Origin of the sequence: Bradyrhizobium macuxiense (assembly GCF_001542415.1) — a bacterium.
GTDB lineage: Bacteria > Pseudomonadota > Alphaproteobacteria > Rhizobiales > Xanthobacteraceae > Bradyrhizobium > Bradyrhizobium macuxiense.
Genome location: NZ_LNCU01000132.1, coordinates 4909 through 19670, shown reverse-complemented (window position 1 = coordinate 19670; position 14762 = coordinate 4909). Strand labels below are relative to the sequence as shown.

The following is a 14762-nucleotide window of genomic DNA, read 5'->3' as shown; positions in this document are numbered from 1 at the left end:
AGCTCCAACGAGGGACCGGAACCCCTCACCCGGCGCTACGCGCCGACCTCTCCCCAATGGGGAGAGGTGAACCTCCGCTGCCGATCCAGCTCAACCCATCTCATCACGCTTCAGCGCTCGGCGAATGCCTTCTCGACCACGAACTGCGCGGGCTCGCCGTGATTGCCTTCGACGAGGCCGCGGCCGTTGAGCAGCGCGCGGGTGTCGGCGACCAGCGCCGGCGAGCCGCAGATCATGACGCGGTCATGCGCGGCATCGAGTGCGGGTAGGCCGATATCGGTGAACAGCTTGCCCGAGGTGATGAGGTCCGTGATGCGGCCGCGATTGCGGAAAGGATCGCGCGTCACGGTCGGATAGTAGATCAGCTGGTCGCGCACGAGCTCGCCGATCAATTCGTCATTCGGCAGCCGCTCGGTGATCATCTCGCCGTAAGCGAGTTCCTTGACGCGGCGGCAGCCGTGCAGCAGCACGACCTTCTCGAAACGATCGTAGGTCTCGGGATCCTTGATCACGCTGAGGAAGGGCGCGAGGCCCGTGCCGGTGCCGACCAGATAGAGGTTGCGGCCGTCCTCGAGATTGTCGATCACCAGCGTACCGGTCGCCTTGCGGCTGACGATGAGCTCGTCGCCTTCCTTCAGATGCTGGAGGCGCGAGGTCAACGGGCCGTCCGGAACCTTGATCGAGAAGAATTCGAGCGTGTCCTCGTAATTCGCGCTGGCGACGCTGTAGGCGCGCAGCAGCGGCTTCTCGCCGATCTTGAGCCCGATCATGGTGAACTCGCCGTTGCGGAAACGGAACGACGGATTGCGCGTGGTGGTGAAGGAGAACAGCGTGTCGGTCCAGTGATGAACGCTGAGGACGCTTTCCTGATTGAAATTGCTCATCGCACCAATCCCTGATTTGTGCTGCGGCGGGTAAGGACTTGAACCCCGTTGACCGGCCGGATCGTTTGTATACGATCATTCGTATACAAACGAATAATCCAGCTTGATCCGGAAGTCAAGCCGGGCTCAAATTCGCAAGCAATTTCAACAACAGAAGGAAACCACCCATGGCTCACGACGCGCCCCAGGCCACCGGCCCCAGCAAGCTGGTGATCCGCAATATCGGGCTTCTGCTGTCGGGGGCCCTGGAAAGGCCGATCCTCGATGCCGACACCATCGTCGCCGAGAACGGAAAAATCACGGCCATCGGCCGCCTCAAGGACGTCGACACCGAAGGCGCCACCACCATCGTCGATGCCAACGGAACGACGGTCGCTCCCGGCCTGATCGACAGCCACGTCCACCCGGTCGCCGGCGACTGGACGCCACGGCAGAACCAGATCAACTGGATCGACAGCTATCTGCACGGCGGCGTCACCACCATGATCTCGGCCGGCGAGGTGCATATGCCCGGGCGCCCGCGCGACGTGGTCGGGCTGAAGGCGATGGCGATCTTCGCGCAGCGCGCGTTCTGGACGCTGCGGCCCGGCGGCGTAAAGGTGCATGCCGGCGCGCCCGTCATCGAATGCGAGATGGTGGAGGACGATTTCAAGGAAATGGCCGCCGCCGGCGTCAAGCTGCTCGGCGAGGTCGGGCTCGGCGGCGTCAAGGACGGCCCGACCGCGCGCAAGATGGTCGGCTGGGCGCGCAAATACGGCATCCAGAGCACGATCCACACCGGCGGCCCCTCGATCCCCGGTTCCGGCCTGATCGACAAGGACGTGGTGCTGGAGGCTGATACCGACGTGGTCGGCCACATCAATGGCGGCCACACCGCGCTGCCCGACGACCAGATCCGCTGCATCTGCGAGGGCTGCAAGCGCGGGCTCGAGCTGGTTCACAACGGCAATGAGCGCTCCGCGCTGTTTACGCTCCGCACCGCGCGCGAAATGGGCGATCTGCATCGCGTCATCCTCGGCACCGACGCGCCGGCCGGCTCCGGCGTGCAGCCGCTCGGCATTTTGCGCATGGTCTCGCTATTGTCCTCGCTCGGCGAGTTGCCGGCAGAGCTCGCCTTCTGCCTCGCGACCGGCAACACCGCACGGATGCGCGAGCTCGATTGTGGCCTGATCGAGGTCGGCCGCTCCGCCGATTTCGTGCTGATGGACAAGGCGCAGCACTCCCCCGGCAAGAACATCCTGGAGAGCGTTCAGCTCGGCGATCTCCCGGGCATCGGCATGACCATCATCGACGGCATCGTCCGCACCCAGCGCAGCCGCAACACGCCGCCAGCGGGCAAAGTGCCGGAGATCGTGGCGAAGTAACCTCTCCGCCGTCATTGCGAGGAGCTCGCGACAAAATTGCAAAGCAATTTTGCGCTGAAGCGACGACGCAATCCAAGCTTCTGCGTATGCCGCACGATGGATTGCTTCGCTTCGCTCGCAATGACGAGCGTAGACCCGTCACCCTGAGGTGCACGCGCTAGCGTGCCTCGAAGGGTGAACGGCCCGCGGCAGAGAGCCGGGCCGTCGCCCTTCGAGACGGTCGCTTTGCGACCTCCTCAGGGTGACGGTGATGGACTTGAATCACCGCAACTTGCCAAGCAGCGTCATCAGCGTGTCCCGCTCCTTGGCGTCGAGCGGCGCCAGCGTCTCCTTCGAGATCGCAAGCGCGTTCGGAGCGCCCTTTTCCGCCATCTGCTGACCCACACGCGTGAGACTGACGAGCAGGCGTCGGCCGTCGTTCGGATCGGGCGAGGTCTCGGTCAGGCCACGCGCGGTCAGCCGATCGATCACGCCCTTGATGGTCGCAACGTCCATCGACGTCAGCCGCCCGAGCTGGTTCTGCGAGCACGCCCCGACCTCTGACAGCTTCGATAACGCCGCCCACTGCGTCGGCGTTAGGCTGATGCCGATGTCGCGGGCGAAGATCATGGCGTGACGCTGCGACACCTGGCGCAGGATGAAGCCGATCTGGTCGTCCAGCACGTAGGCCGGCTTGGCTGCCTTCACGCCTCGCTTCTGGGCACTGGTCCTGGCCATCGTCTCGTCCCGTCTCACAATGACAAATGCGCGTCGCGGACATCCGGACGCGCGTCGAGTTCAGCCATGGTCCCGCCGAAGCAGATCCGGCCGCGCTCGATGATGTAGGCGCGATCCGAGATCAGCCGCGCGAAGTGCAAATTCTGCTCGGATACGACGATGCTGACGCCCTCTTTCTTCATCGCCAGGATCGCCTCGACCATCTGCTCGACGATCTTCGGCGACAGCCCTTCCGAGGGTTCATCGAGCAGCACCAGCGACGGATTGCCCATCAGCGTGCGCGCAATCGTCAGCATCTGCTGCTCGCCGCCGCTCATGCGGCCGCCGGGCCGTCCGCGCATCTCGCCGAGGTTCGGGAACAGCTGGAACAACTTGTCGCGATCCCACTGCGGCGCATTGGGACGCTTCGGCTGGCGGCCGACCTCGAGATTTTCTTCCACCGTCAGATCGGTGAATATACGTCGCTCCTCCGGCACATAGCCGAGGCCGCTGCGCACGATCGCATGTGTCGGCTCGCGCGAGACGTCCTTGCCCTCGAACATGATGCGGCCGGAGCGGTTCTCGACCAGGCCGACGATGGAGCGGAAGGTCGTGGATTTGCCGGCACCGTTGCGCCCGAGCAGCGCGACCACCTCGCCCTCGCCGACCTCGAGCGCGATGTCGAACAGGATGTGCGCCGGGCCGTAGAAGCTGTTGAGATCCGTCACCGCGAGCTTCATGCCGATGCTCCCTCGCGATGACGCGCGTCGTAGACCAGGCCTTCGCCGAGATAGACGGAGCGGACCTGGGCATTGCCGCGGACCTCTTCCGGCGAACCTTCGGCGATCAGCGTGCCACGATTGAGCACCAGGATGCGGTCGGAATGCTCGAACACCACGTCCATGTCGTGCTCGGTGAAGAGCACACCGATCGACTGCTCGCGCGCGATCCGCGCGGTGAGCCGCATCAACTCGATGCGCTCGCGCGGCGCCATGCCGGCGGTCGGCTCGTCCATCAGCAGCAGCTTCGGCCGGTTGGCGAGCGCGATCGCAAGCTCGAGCCGCTTGAGATCGCCATAGGCGAGTTCGCCGCAGGGACGCTCGGCATAGGCGCCCATGCCGACCAGGTCGAGCAGCCGCCCGGCCTCGTCGCGCGCATGGTTCGCGGTCGAGGCACACAGGTTGAACAAATGCTGGCCGTACGACACCAGCGCGACCTGCACGTTCTCGCGCACCGTCATGGTCGGGAACGTCGCGGTGATCTGGAAGGTCCGGCCGACGCCCATGCGCCAGATCGCGCGCGGCTTCTTGCCGGTGATGTCCTCGCCCAGCAGACGGACGCGGCCGGCGTCCGGGATGATCTGGCCATTGAGCACGTTGAAGCACGTGCTCTTGCCCGCGCCGTTCGGCCCGATCAGCGCAAGAATCTCGCCTGATCGCAACTCGAACGAGACGCCGCGCACGGCATGCACGCCGCCGTAGGATTTGGTCAGGCCCTCGACCGACAGCAATGTGGGGACCATGCTCATTCGGCAGTCTCGATGCGGGAGGTGACAAGTGACGACGTCGACGATGAGGATTTGCGCCGGCGATGCATGAAGGCCTCGAGCGTGCCGACGATGCCTTTCGGGAAGGCAACGACGATCAGCACGACGAAGGCGCCGAGCACGAGCTTGGAGAGCTCGGTCTGGCTGACCAACCAGATGTTGAGCGCCTTGTAGACAACAGCGCCAATCACGGCGCCCGATACCGTCTCGACGCCGCCGAGCAGCACCATGACGAGCGCATCGACCGAGAGCGAGATGCCCATGTTATCCGGAAAGACACTGCCCTTGAGATAGGCGAACAGCGCGCCGGCGAGACCGGCGACGGTGCCCGCGATCACGAAGGCGGTCCACTGGACGCGCTTGCCGTTGATGCCGATCGCCTCGCTACGCAGCGGAGAGTCGCGGGTGGCACGCAGCGCGAAGCCGAACGGCGAGAACACCATGATGCGGAGGATGACAACCGCAAGCGCCGCGATGCCGAGCGACAGCCAGTAGAAATGCGACGGGCTCGCCGCCCATTTCTCGGGCCAGACCCCGAGGATGCCGTTGTCGCCGCCGGTGACCGACACCCACTGGAACGCGATCGACCAGACGATCTGCGCGAAGGCCAGCGTCAGCATCGCGAAATAGACGCCGGAGAGCTGGACGGCGAAGAAGCCGAACACGGCCGCCCCGAGCAGACCCAACAACGGCCCGAGCAGCAGGCACGCGATCATCGGCAGCCCCGCCATCTTGGCAAGCAACGCCACGCCATAGGCGCCGAGGCCGAAATAGGCGGCGTGACCAAACGATGCGAGCCCGCCGACCGACATCAGGAAATGCAGGCTCACCGCGAAGATCACGAAGATCGCGATCTCCGAGCCGACGGTGAGCGCGTAGTTGCCGGCAAAGAGCGGCAGCGCGGCGGCAATCACGAGCGCTGCAATCGCGGCGAACCGTTCGTTGGCCGTCAGCGGTCGCCAGGGATTGACAGTGAGGCCGGGCGTGCGTCGCGCCGGCGCTTCCGGCTTGCCGAACAGCCCCCACGGCCTGACGATCAGCACCACCGCCATCACCAGGAACACCAGGATGATGGAGATCTTCGGAAAGATCAGGATGCCGAACGCATTGAGCTCCGACACCAGCACGGCCGCCACGAAGGCGCCGGTGATGCTGCCGAGGCCACCGATCACGACCACGACGAAGACCTCGACGATGACGCGCAGGTCCATCGCATGGTTCACGGCATCGCGCGGAATCTGCAGCGCACCGCCAAGGGCGGCAAGGAAGACGCCGAGGGCGAACACGCTGGTGAACAGCCATTTCTGATTGACGCCGAGCGCCGCGACCATATCGCGGTCCTGCGTCGCCGCGCGCACCAGGACGCCCCAGCGCGTGCGCTGGAACAAGAGCCAGAGGATGCCGAGCACCAACGGCCCCATGACGATCAAGAACAGATCGTAGCTCGGGATGTTCTGGCCGAAGAAATCGATCGCCCCCCTGAACCCCGGCGCGCGGCGACCGACCAGATCATCTGGGCCCCAGATCAGGACTACGAGGTCCTCGACCATCAGCGTCAGCCCGAAGGTCGCGAGCAGCTGGAACAGCTCGGGCGCATGGTAGATCCGGCGCAGCAGCAGCATCTCGACCAGCACGCCGATCGCGGCGACGATCAGCGCCGCAACGACGACGCCGCCCCAGAAGCCGAGCGCTCCGCCGAGGCGTTCGGTCAGTGTGAAGGCGGCGTAGGCGCCGAGCATGTAGAACGCGCCGTGCGCGAAATTCACGATCCGGGTCACGCCGAAGATGATCGACAGGCCCGAGGCCACCAGGAACAGCGACGCCGCGCTGGCAAGACCGGTCAGGAACTGGACGACGTAAAAGGCCATGGGCGGTCCGCGTTGGTTTCTTACTTACCTCGCCCCGCTTGCGGGGAGAGGTCAGATCGCGCTTGCGATCCGGGTGAGGGGGTACAGGTCTATCGAGTCGCGCAACTCATGGAGAGAGCCCCTCACCCCAACCCTCTAAGAGCGAGCTTCGCTCGTCTCGACCCCGTAAGAACGGGGAGAGGGAGAGATTTACTGCCTCTCCCCGCAAGAGCGGGGCGAGGGAGAAGGAGCCTCAATCCTTCGGCCGCATCTTCTCGATCTCGGCATCGCCGGGCAGATAGTCAGATCCCTTGCGGTAAGACGTGTCCACCATGATGCCCTTGCCATCCTTCAGCGCGGTCTTGCCGACGAAGGCGCCAAGCGTCGACTGGTGATCGATCTTGCGGAAAGTGATCTCGCCGAACGGCGACGAGAGCGAGATGCCCTCGGCCGCCGCGATCAGCTTCTCCGGATCGGTCGAGTTGGCCTTGGCGAGGATCGCCGCCGCCGACTTGATGGTCTCGTAGCCGACGATCGAGCCGAGTCGCGGATAATCGTTGTACTTGGCCTGGTAGGCCTTCAGGAACGTCTCATGCTCCGGCGTCTTGATCGAGTACCAGGGGTAGCCGGTGACGATCCAGCCTTCCGGCGTCTCGTCCTTCAGCGGATCGAGATATTCCGGCTCGCCGGTCAGGAAGCTCACCACCTTGCGGTCCTTGAACAGGCCGCGGGTGTTGCCCTCGCGCACGAGCTTCACGAGGTCGGCGCCGAAGGTGACGTTGAGGATCGCTTCCGGATTCGCGGCGGCGACCGCCTGCACCACAGGGCCGGCGTCGATCTTGCCCTGCGGCGGCCACTGCTCGTCGACCCACTGGATATCAGGGCGCTTCTCCGACATCAGCTTCTTGAACACCGCGACGGCCGACTGACCATATTCATAGTTCGGCGCGATCGTGGCCCAGCGCTTGGCGGGCAGCTTCACCGCCTCCTCCACCAGCATCGCGGCCTGCATGTAGTTGGAGGGACGCAGGCGGAAGGTGTAGCGGTTGCCCTTCGACCAGGTGATGGCGTCGGTCAGTGGCTCGGCGGCGAGGAAGAACACCTTCTTCTGCTTGGCGAAGTCGCTGACCGCAAGCCCGATGTTGGACAGGAATGTGCCCGTGAGCATCGCGACATTCTCGCTCGAGACCAGCTCGTTGGCGGCAGTCTGTGCGTCGGCCGGCTTGCCATTGTCATCCTTGGAAATGACCACAAGCTTCTTGCCGTTGATGCCGCCGGCGGCGTTGACCTCCTCCACCGCGAGCTGCCAGCCCTTGCGGTAAGGCTCGGTGAACGCCGGCAGCAGCGAATAGCTGTTGATCTCGCCGATCTTGATTTCGCTTTGCGCCAAGGCCTGTGTTGTCACGGCGCTGCCAGCCACGGTCGCGACCGCGATCGCCAGTCCCGCCCCTACGAAATAACCACGCATCCCATCCTCCAGGTTTTTCTTCAAAGAGATTATCGCAATCCGTCTTCGCCCTTGATCTCGTCAACCGTCAGCCCGCCGACGCGGGGCAGCGGCCGTCCGCTGTCGGTTACGGCAACCGCGACCATGATCTCGTTGGCGCGCGGCGCGTCGTTGATCTGCACCTCCATGCCGTCGAAATGGCTGCGCACGAAGGCTGCATCCTTGTGGCCGAGCGGAATGTCCAGCGTAGTGCCCGGACCGGAGCGCTTCTTCGACGACGGGATCAGCGCCGCTCCCTTGGAGAGCACCTTGCGCACCGGCGCGCCCATCTTCGGATGCAAGATTGCGGCCGCATGCTCCAGCTCGCCATTTTCGCCGACGGCGGCGGCCTTGCCGTAGCTGTGCGCCTTGGCGCCGTCGATGCCGAGCGCGGCGACCGCCCGCTTCGAGAGCAACTCGCCGAGTTCCTCGCCGATCGCGATCAGCGGCGACAGATCCTCGACATAGCGGCCGGCGAAGGGATTCTCGATCACCGCGATCGCGGCGGCTCTTCGGGTCGGCGGCGCGATGGTCTTGCCCATCTCCAGATGGGTTTCCTCGACCACGGTGACGATCTTGCGAATGACGGCACTCATCTTGTCAGCCTCGCTCCCGGTCATGCCTGCAGCATGTTTTTGATCGTTGTTCCTTGAAACGCGTGCGGTGCCGGCGTCTCGCCTCCAATTGCACCAACGACCCGCGTTTCGCCCAGTAGACGCAATGCCGCGCCCTCGATCAATCCCGACGTCAGGAGGTCTTGCGCCCAATTGACACCCGCCTCCAGCGCCTGCTCGACCTCGGCCTGCGACAATGGTCCGACATCGCGCGTCACCAGTCGTGCACCGAGATCGCTATCCGGCTGCAGTTCATTGGCAGGAAGACGCACGATAGTGGGATGGCCGGGCAGATCCACGGCGTTGGCGACAATGGTTGCGGCCGCATCGGCCTGCGAGGCGGTTGCTGCGAGCACCGTGACGGCATCAGCGATACCAAGCGAGAAGCTGCGGCCGTGGCGCCCGCTCGTCGCGATACCGCGGACAGGCATGTCGGCATCGACGGTCGCAGTGCGCATCACGCCATGCCGGTCCGGCCGATCCATCAGGCCCACTGTGAATTGCTCTTCGCCGGCGAGATGAAGCGCGATGTCGCCACCATTGTTGACGTAGGCGCGGTCGAGTGACGCTGCCTCCAGCATCGCATGGAGGATTTCCTCCGCGACCGAACCCGCGACCGCCGCCATCGGCGTGATGAAACAGTCGGCGGCAAACGGTGCGACCGCCGCATACATGCGCCGCGCGACGACGCCCGTCAGAGCGCAGTGCCGAGGATCGGTTGCACTGCGCAGTTCGGTGAGTTCCGCGCAGAGTTCATCAAGCAGACCCGCGAAGCGCCGCGCTGCCGCCTCATACGCGGCACGAACATCAGCCGCGCCGCCATTCGCCTCGATGATCAGATCAATGGGACCGTCCTGCAAATGCAGCCGCTTGCCGTCAGGAAGAAGCGCGATTTGCGGGAGCCGGGTCATGCGCGCCGCCCGGGGATAAAGGGCATCGGGCGAACCTCGGCGCTGTCCCGCAGCGACGACAACGGCCGGACATAATCCATATGACCGCCGAGCGCCGCATAGTCGGACAGTTTCATCGTGAACTCGATCGGCGCCACCAGCGCCGGCGTCGGCACATAGCCGAAGGCACCGGCCGGCATCTGCGTCACGTCGACCATGAAGGTGATGCCGCCGCCGGGCCAGACATAAACAGCCGCGCCGCCGCTGGTCACCCGCGTCAACGCGTCCTTCACCGAGCGCGTCAGCCGCACCGGATTATCGGTGACGCCGGCGCGCAGCGACCCGCCCGCGCCGCCCATGAACAGCACGGTGCACAGCGCCGGCTCGCAATTCTCCTGGATGCGCTCGACCGAAAATTTCAAGTCGGCAGGCATCTCGGTCTCGACCGGCCTTAGAGCGTGATCGAGCACGTAGTAGGAGGCGTGCTCGCCCGTGGTCGAGACCATCAGCATCGTCAGCCCCGGCCGCGCCTCCTTCGGATTGAAGGGCCCCAGGATCGACAGCGGATCGGAGATATTGGTGCCGCCCCACCCGGTGCCGGGATCGGCGACCTGGAAATAGCGGCCGGGCGTCGAGCGCCGGCCCTTCATCTTGATGCCGGTGTCGGCGATGTCGAGCAGCTTGCCGGCCTGATGCTCGCTGAGCACGCCGGTGATGTGGTCATCGACCACCACGACCTCGTCGACCTTGCCCTGCCACTGCTTGGCGAACATGCCGATGGTCGCCGAACCGCAGCCGACCCGCATGCGTTCTTCCGCCATGCCGTTGACGATCGGCGCCTTGCCGGCCTGCACCACAACGGTGGCACCGCCGTCGATCGTCAGCTCCACGGCCTTGCAGTTGGAGAGATCCATCAGCGTGTCGCAGGTGACGCGGCCTTCCTTCTTCGAGCCGCCGGTCAGATGATGCACGCCGCCGAGCGAAAGCATCTGCGAGCCGTATTCGCTGGTCGTGACGTGGCCGACCGCCTCGCCGTCCGCCCGCACCGCCGCCGTTTCCGGGCCGAGATAGCGGTCGGTGTCGATCTTCACCTTGACGCCGCAATACGAGAAGATGCCTTCGGTCACGACGGTGACCATGTCGATGCCGTCGACCTCCGACGACACGATGAACGGCGCCGGCTTGTAGTCCGGATAGGTGGTTCCCGCGCCGATCGCGGTGACGAAGATATCGGGCTGGCGGACGATCTTGCCGTCCCAGTCGCCGCTCACCTGGAACGGCACCAGCTTGCCGCCATGCGACACGGTGCGCTCCAGCACGACGTGCGGATCGACGCGAACCAGCGTTCCGTCCTGATTGGCATAGCGGTCGCAAGCGCCGGCCGCGCCCGGCTTGATGTAGCACATCACCGGACAGGCATCGCAGCGAATCTTGTCGCCGGCAGCGACAGTCATTGTGTCAGCCATCGTGACCAAGCCTGGACTTGTGGCGGCGGTCGATCATACTGCGCTTCCGCCCACCTGTTCATATCGTTCGTATACGAATGATCCTGCGCGTGAGGCCTCGGCCTGTCAAGCGGCCTTTGCAATCAAAAGCTGCCCTTCGCTTGCGCACCCTGTTCATAAAGCGAGCACACGCTGCAGCGCGGCATGCCGCCGCTTGCACGTTTGTATACAAACGTTATCCTCTTTTGGGATCAGACGCTGACGTTGCAGCGCAAACACGAGGGGAGAACCAGGGCGATGCGCCTGACCGTGAACGGCAGGAACCATGACGTCGACGCCGCTCCCGACACCGCATTGCTCTACGTGCTGCGCAACGATCTCGAATTGAACGGACCGAAATACGGCTGCGGGCTCGGCGAATGCGGCGCCTGCGCCGTGCTGATCGATGGCATCGCCGCGCGCGCCTGTGTGATTCCGATCGAAGGCTGCGCAGGACGCGACATCGTGACGCTCGAAGGTCTCGGCAGCCGCGAGCATCCCGATCCCGTGCAGGATGCTTTCATCCACGAACAGGCCGCGCAATGCGGCTACTGCCTCAACGGCATGATCATCACCACCAAGGCACTGCTCACCCGTAATCCGAATCCCTCCGAGCACGAGGTGCTTGAAGCGCTGCGCTACAATCTGTGCCGCTGCGGCGCGCATGTCGAGATAGTCAGAGCGGCGATGCGCGCCGCCGGACATCCGTTCGAGGCGCGCGATTGATGACGGAGTTTGGATCATCAGAGCAGCGCCCACGCGGCTCGCTGTCGGTCGTTCGCCCCGCGATACTCGGCGCGGAGGGCGCGTTCGAGACCTTCATCACCATCACCGCCGACGGGACGGTGAATGCCTATAACGGCCATGTCGATCTCGGTACCGGCATCCGCACCGCGCTGGGACAGATCGTCGCCGAAGAGCTCGACGTGTCGTTTGCCCGCGTCGTCGTGATCCTCGGCGACACCGCCGTGGTGCCGAACCAGGGCGCGACGATCGCGAGCGAAACGATCCAGATATCAGCCATTCCCCTGCGCAAGGCCGCAGCGCAAGCGCGGCAGTTCCTGGTCTCGCGCGCAGCCGAGCGGCTGGAGTTGTCGGCCGATGATCTTTCGATCGAGGACGGCCTGATCCGCGGCAAGGACAATCGCAGCGTCAGCTATGGCGAACTGATTGCGGACGAGACCATCCGGCTCGAGCTCGCCGATGACGTTCCGCTCAAGGCTGTGAGCGCCTACTCCATCGTCGGCAAGTCCGTGCCGCGCGTCGACCTGCCTGCGAAAGCCACCGGCGAGTTGGTCTACGTGCACGATGTTCGTGTGCCGGGCATGCTGCATGGACGCGTCGTCCGTCCGCCCTATGCCGGCGTCGACGCCGGCCCGTTCGTCGGCACCAGCCTGATCGCGGTCGATGAGAGCTCGGTGCGCGACATTCCGGGCGTCGTCGCGGTGGTGCGGATCGGCGATTTCGTCGGCGTGGTCGCGGAACGCGAGGAGAATGCGATCAAGGCCGCGGCGCAGCTCGAGGTGACCTGGAAGCCGGGACCGGCGCTGACTGATCTCAGCGATGTCGAGAAGGCCCTGCGCGCCAATCCATCGACGCCGCGCACACTGATCGACAAGGGTGACGTCGACGCAGCGATCAAGGCTGCCGCCACGCCGATGCAGCGGACCTATACCTGGCCGTATCAGATGCACGGCTCGATCGGCTCGTCCTGCGCGGTCGCCGACTACACGGATGCTGCGATCCGTGTCTGGTCCGGCACTCAGAACCCGCACGTCCTGCGTGGCGATCTTGCGCTGCTGATCGAACGGCCCGAGAGCGAGATCGACGTCATCAGGATGGAGGCCGCCGGTTGCTACGGCCGCAACTGCGCCGACGACGTTTCCGCCGATGCGCTGCTGCTGTCGCGCGCGGTCGGCCGCCCCGTGCGCGTGCAGCTCACGCGCGAGCAGGAGCACGCCTGGGAGCCGAAAGGCACCGCTCAGCTGATGGACGTCAATGGCGGGCTCAACGCCGACGGCAGCGTCGCCGGCTACGACTTTGCCACGCGCTACCCGTCGAACGGCGCGCCGACGCTGGCGCTGCTGCTCACCGGGCGAATTCCGCCTGAAGCGGCCGTGTTCGAGATGGGCGACCGCACCGCGATCCCGCCCTACGACTACGAGAATCTGCGGGTGGTCGCCAACGACATGCCGCCGATCGTGCGCGCGTCCTGGCTGCGCGGCGTCTCGGCGCTGCCGAACACCTTTGCCCATGAATCCTATATCGACGAGCTCGCGGCCGAGGCCGAAGTCGATCCGATCGAGTACCGCCTGCGCTATCTGAAGGACAAGCGCGCGATCGATCTCGTCAATGCGGTCGCCGAGCGTGCCGGCTGGACGCCGCGTCCGGTGCGACAGGAGCCGGAGGCCGACGGCGACATCGTCCGTGGCCGCGGCTTTGCCTATGCGCTCTACGTGCACAGCAAGTTTCCCGGCTATGGCGCGGCGTGGTCGGCGTGGATCGCCGATGTCGCCGTCAACAAGGCGACGGGCGACGTCAGCGTGACCCGCGTGGTCGCCGGCCAGGACTCCGGATTGATGATCAATCCGGACGGCGTGCGGCACCAGATCCAGGGCAACGTCATCCAGTCGACCAGCCGCGCGCTGATGGAGGAGGTCTCCTTCGAGCGCGGCGCGGTGACCGCGCGGGAATGGGGCGCCTACCCCATCATCAAGTTCCCCGACGTGCCCAAGATCGATGTGCTGATGCTGCCGCGGCAGGACCAGCCGCCGCTCGGCGTCGGCGAGTCCGCATCCGTGCCGAGCGCCGCCGCCATCGCGAACGCGATCTATGACGCNCGCGACCGGCGTGCGCTTCCGCGAATTGCCGTTCACGCCGGAACGCATCCTGAAGGGATTGCGCGGCGAGCAACCAGCCGCGCCCGCTCCGCTTCCGCCGCCTGCGCCGACAACGCCGATCGGCGGTTGGCAGAATCCCTTCGTGAAGCGCGGCGGCATCCTCGCTGGCATTGCAGCGGTTTGCGCGGCCGCGATCGGCATCGGCGCAGCCGTGCTGCCATGGCGCGCGATCGCGCCGATCGCCCGCCCCGATGCATCGGTCTATTCCGTCGCGACGATCGCTCGTGGCAAGGAGCTCGCGGCACTCGGTGCCTGCGCCGTATGCCACACGACCGAACAGGGCGTCCTGAACGCCGGCGGCCGGCCGCTCGAAACGCCGTTCGGCACGATCACCACCACCAACATCACACCCGATGTCGACACCGGCATCGGCGCCTGGTCCTACCCTGCCTTCGAGCGCGCGATGCGCGAGGGCATCCATCGCGACGGACGGCATCTCTATCCCGCATTTCCCTACACGCATTTTGCGCGAACAAGCGACGCCGACCTGCAGGCGCTCTACGCCTATCTGATGGCGCAGGCACCCGTCCGTGCCGAGACGCCGAAGAATGCGCTCGCGTTTCCATTCAACCTGCGCCCGCTGCTTGCCGGCTGGAATGCGCTGTTCCACCAGCCGAGCACATTCCAGCCAGATCCCGCAAAATCCGAGACGTGGAATCGCGGCGCCTATCTGATCGAGGGTCTCGGCCATTGCAGCGCGTGCCACTCGCCGCGCAATGCGCTCGGCGCGGAACGGCAGGACGCCTATCTCGCCGGCGGCTTCGCGGAAGGCTGGCAGGCGCCCGCGCTGACCTCGCTGTCGAAGGCACCGATCCCCTGGAGCGAGAACGAGCTCTACGCCTATTTGCGCACCGGCGAGTCTCGTTTCCACGGCGTCGCCGCCGGGCCGATGGCGCCGGTCGTGAAGGAGCTCGCCGCGCTGCCTGACCAGGACATCCGCGCCATGGCGGTCTACCTCGCCTCGTTCAACGAGACCGTAACCGATCGGCCGACCCTCGATGCCCTCGCCACGACGCTCGAAGCCACCACCGCCGTGACCACCGCCGCATCG

General features: G+C 65.4%; 12 protein-coding genes and 1 pseudogene. 4 read left to right on the top strand and 9 right to left on the bottom strand.

Translation table 11 applies throughout. The annotated features are described in order from the left end of the window. Nucleotides 1-110: 110 nt before the first annotated feature. Nucleotides 111-884, bottom strand: coding sequence for a ferredoxin--NADP reductase (locus tag AS156_RS39780; RefSeq protein ID WP_066516153.1), 774 nt, complete (start codon nucleotides 882-884; stop codon nucleotides 111-113). Between the two features lie 167 nt (nucleotides 885-1051). Here AS156_RS39780 and AS156_RS39775 point away from each other — a divergent pair, with 167 nt between their 5' ends. Continuing rightward, the gene (locus AS156_RS39775; RefSeq protein WP_066516150.1) at nucleotides 1052-2248 is read left to right on the top strand and encodes an amidohydrolase family protein; all 1197 of its coding nucleotides are present in this window, start codon (nucleotides 1052-1054) and stop codon (nucleotides 2246-2248) included. A 261-nt stretch (nucleotides 2249-2509) separates the two neighbouring features. On the opposite strand, the gene AS156_RS39770 is transcribed toward AS156_RS39775, so the two are convergent. From AS156_RS39770 to AS156_RS39735, 8 genes are all read right to left on the bottom strand, one after another. Further along, nucleotides 2510-2965, bottom strand: a complete 456-nt coding sequence (locus tag AS156_RS39770; RefSeq protein WP_066516147.1) for a MarR family winged helix-turn-helix transcriptional regulator — start codon at nucleotides 2963-2965, stop codon at nucleotides 2510-2512. Between the two features lie 14 nt (nucleotides 2966-2979). Beyond that, nucleotides 2980-3684, bottom strand: a complete 705-nt coding sequence (locus AS156_RS39765) for an ABC transporter ATP-binding protein (protein ID WP_066516145.1) — start codon at nucleotides 3682-3684, stop codon at nucleotides 2980-2982. Further along, nucleotides 3681-4472, bottom strand: coding sequence for an ABC transporter ATP-binding protein (locus AS156_RS39760; protein ID WP_066516142.1), 792 nt, complete (start codon nucleotides 4470-4472; stop codon nucleotides 3681-3683). Before AS156_RS39760 ends, AS156_RS39765 begins: the two co-directional genes overlap by 4 nt. Next, nucleotides 4469-6358, bottom strand: a complete 1890-nt coding sequence (locus tag AS156_RS39755) for an ABC transporter permease (protein WP_066516139.1) — start codon at nucleotides 6356-6358, stop codon at nucleotides 4469-4471. The genes AS156_RS39760 and AS156_RS39755 overlap by 4 nt, the downstream gene beginning before the upstream one ends. Nucleotides 6359-6590: 232 nt before the next feature. Continuing rightward, nucleotides 6591-7805 (bottom strand): ABC transporter substrate-binding protein, encoded by a 1215-nt coding sequence (locus AS156_RS39750; protein ID WP_066516137.1) that lies wholly within the window; start codon nucleotides 7803-7805, stop codon nucleotides 6591-6593. Between the two features lie 29 nt (nucleotides 7806-7834). Further along, a complete protein-coding gene (locus AS156_RS39745) occupies nucleotides 7835-8419 on the bottom strand; it encodes an amino acid synthesis family protein (protein ID WP_066516275.1) in 585 nt (194 codons plus the stop codon). Nucleotides 8420-8439: 20 nt separating this feature from the next. After that, the gene (locus tag AS156_RS39740; protein WP_066516136.1) at nucleotides 8440-9348 is read right to left on the bottom strand and encodes a UPF0280 family protein; all 909 of its coding nucleotides are present in this window, start codon (nucleotides 9346-9348) and stop codon (nucleotides 8440-8442) included. Beyond that, a complete protein-coding gene (locus AS156_RS39735) occupies nucleotides 9345-10781 on the bottom strand; it encodes a 6-hydroxynicotinate reductase (protein ID WP_430641848.1) in 1437 nt (478 codons plus the stop codon). The genes AS156_RS39740 and AS156_RS39735 overlap by 4 nt, the downstream gene beginning before the upstream one ends. A 288-nt stretch (nucleotides 10782-11069) precedes the next feature. Between AS156_RS39735 and AS156_RS39730 the strand changes: the two genes are divergently transcribed. The 3 genes and pseudogenes from AS156_RS39730 to AS156_RS45525 all read left to right on the top strand — a co-directional run. Continuing rightward, on the top strand, nucleotides 11070-11537 hold the full coding sequence (locus tag AS156_RS39730; RefSeq protein WP_066516132.1) for a (2Fe-2S)-binding protein: 468 nt from the start codon (nucleotides 11070-11072) through the stop codon (nucleotides 11535-11537). Then, nucleotides 11537-13650: pseudogene (locus AS156_RS45530) on the top strand (xanthine dehydrogenase family protein molybdopterin-binding subunit); the annotation flags it as partial. The gene AS156_RS39730 and the pseudogene AS156_RS45530, both read left to right, overlap by 1 nt. Nucleotide 13651: 1 nt before the next feature. Then, the coding region (locus tag AS156_RS45525) for a c-type cytochrome (protein ID WP_245313270.1) at nucleotides 13652-14762 on the top strand (1111 nt) is incomplete at both ends.

What these genes read in the sequence shown, in the direction of transcription:
- AS156_RS39780 (WP_066516153.1), bottom strand. Translation starts at nt 884, where the DNA reads ATGAGCAATTTCAATCAGGAAAGCGTCCTCAGCGTTCATCACTGGACC.
- AS156_RS39775 (WP_066516150.1), top strand. Translation starts at nt 1,052, where the DNA reads ATGGCTCACGACGCGCCCCAGGCCACCGGCCCCAGCAAGCTGGTGATC.
- AS156_RS39770 (WP_066516147.1), bottom strand. Translation starts at nt 2,965, where the DNA reads ATGGCCAGGACCAGTGCCCAGAAGCGAGGCGTGAAGGCAGCCAAGCCG.
- AS156_RS39765 (WP_066516145.1), bottom strand. Translation starts at nt 3,684, where the DNA reads ATGAAGCTCGCGGTGACGGATCTCAACAGCTTCTACGGCCCGGCGCAC.
- AS156_RS39760 (WP_066516142.1), bottom strand. Translation starts at nt 4,472, where the DNA reads ATGAGCATGGTCCCCACATTGCTGTCGGTCGAGGGCCTGACCAAATCC.
- AS156_RS39755 (WP_066516139.1), bottom strand. Translation starts at nt 6,358, where the DNA reads ATGGCCTTTTACGTCGTCCAGTTCCTGACCGGTCTTGCCAGCGCGGCG.
- AS156_RS39750 (WP_066516137.1), bottom strand. Translation starts at nt 7,805, where the DNA reads ATGCGTGGTTATTTCGTAGGGGCGGGACTGGCGATCGCGGTCGCGACC.
- AS156_RS39745 (WP_066516275.1), bottom strand. Translation starts at nt 8,419, where the DNA reads ATGAGTGCCGTCATTCGCAAGATCGTCACCGTGGTCGAGGAAACCCAT.
- AS156_RS39740 (WP_066516136.1), bottom strand. Translation starts at nt 9,348, where the DNA reads ATGACCCGGCTCCCGCAAATCGCGCTTCTTCCTGACGGCAAGCGGCTG.
- AS156_RS39735 (WP_430641848.1), bottom strand. Translation starts at nt 10,781, where the DNA reads ATGACTGTCGCTGCCGGCGACAAGATTCGCTGCGATGCCTGTCCGGTG.
- AS156_RS39730 (WP_066516132.1), top strand. Translation starts at nt 11,070, where the DNA reads ATGCGCCTGACCGTGAACGGCAGGAACCATGACGTCGACGCCGCTCCC.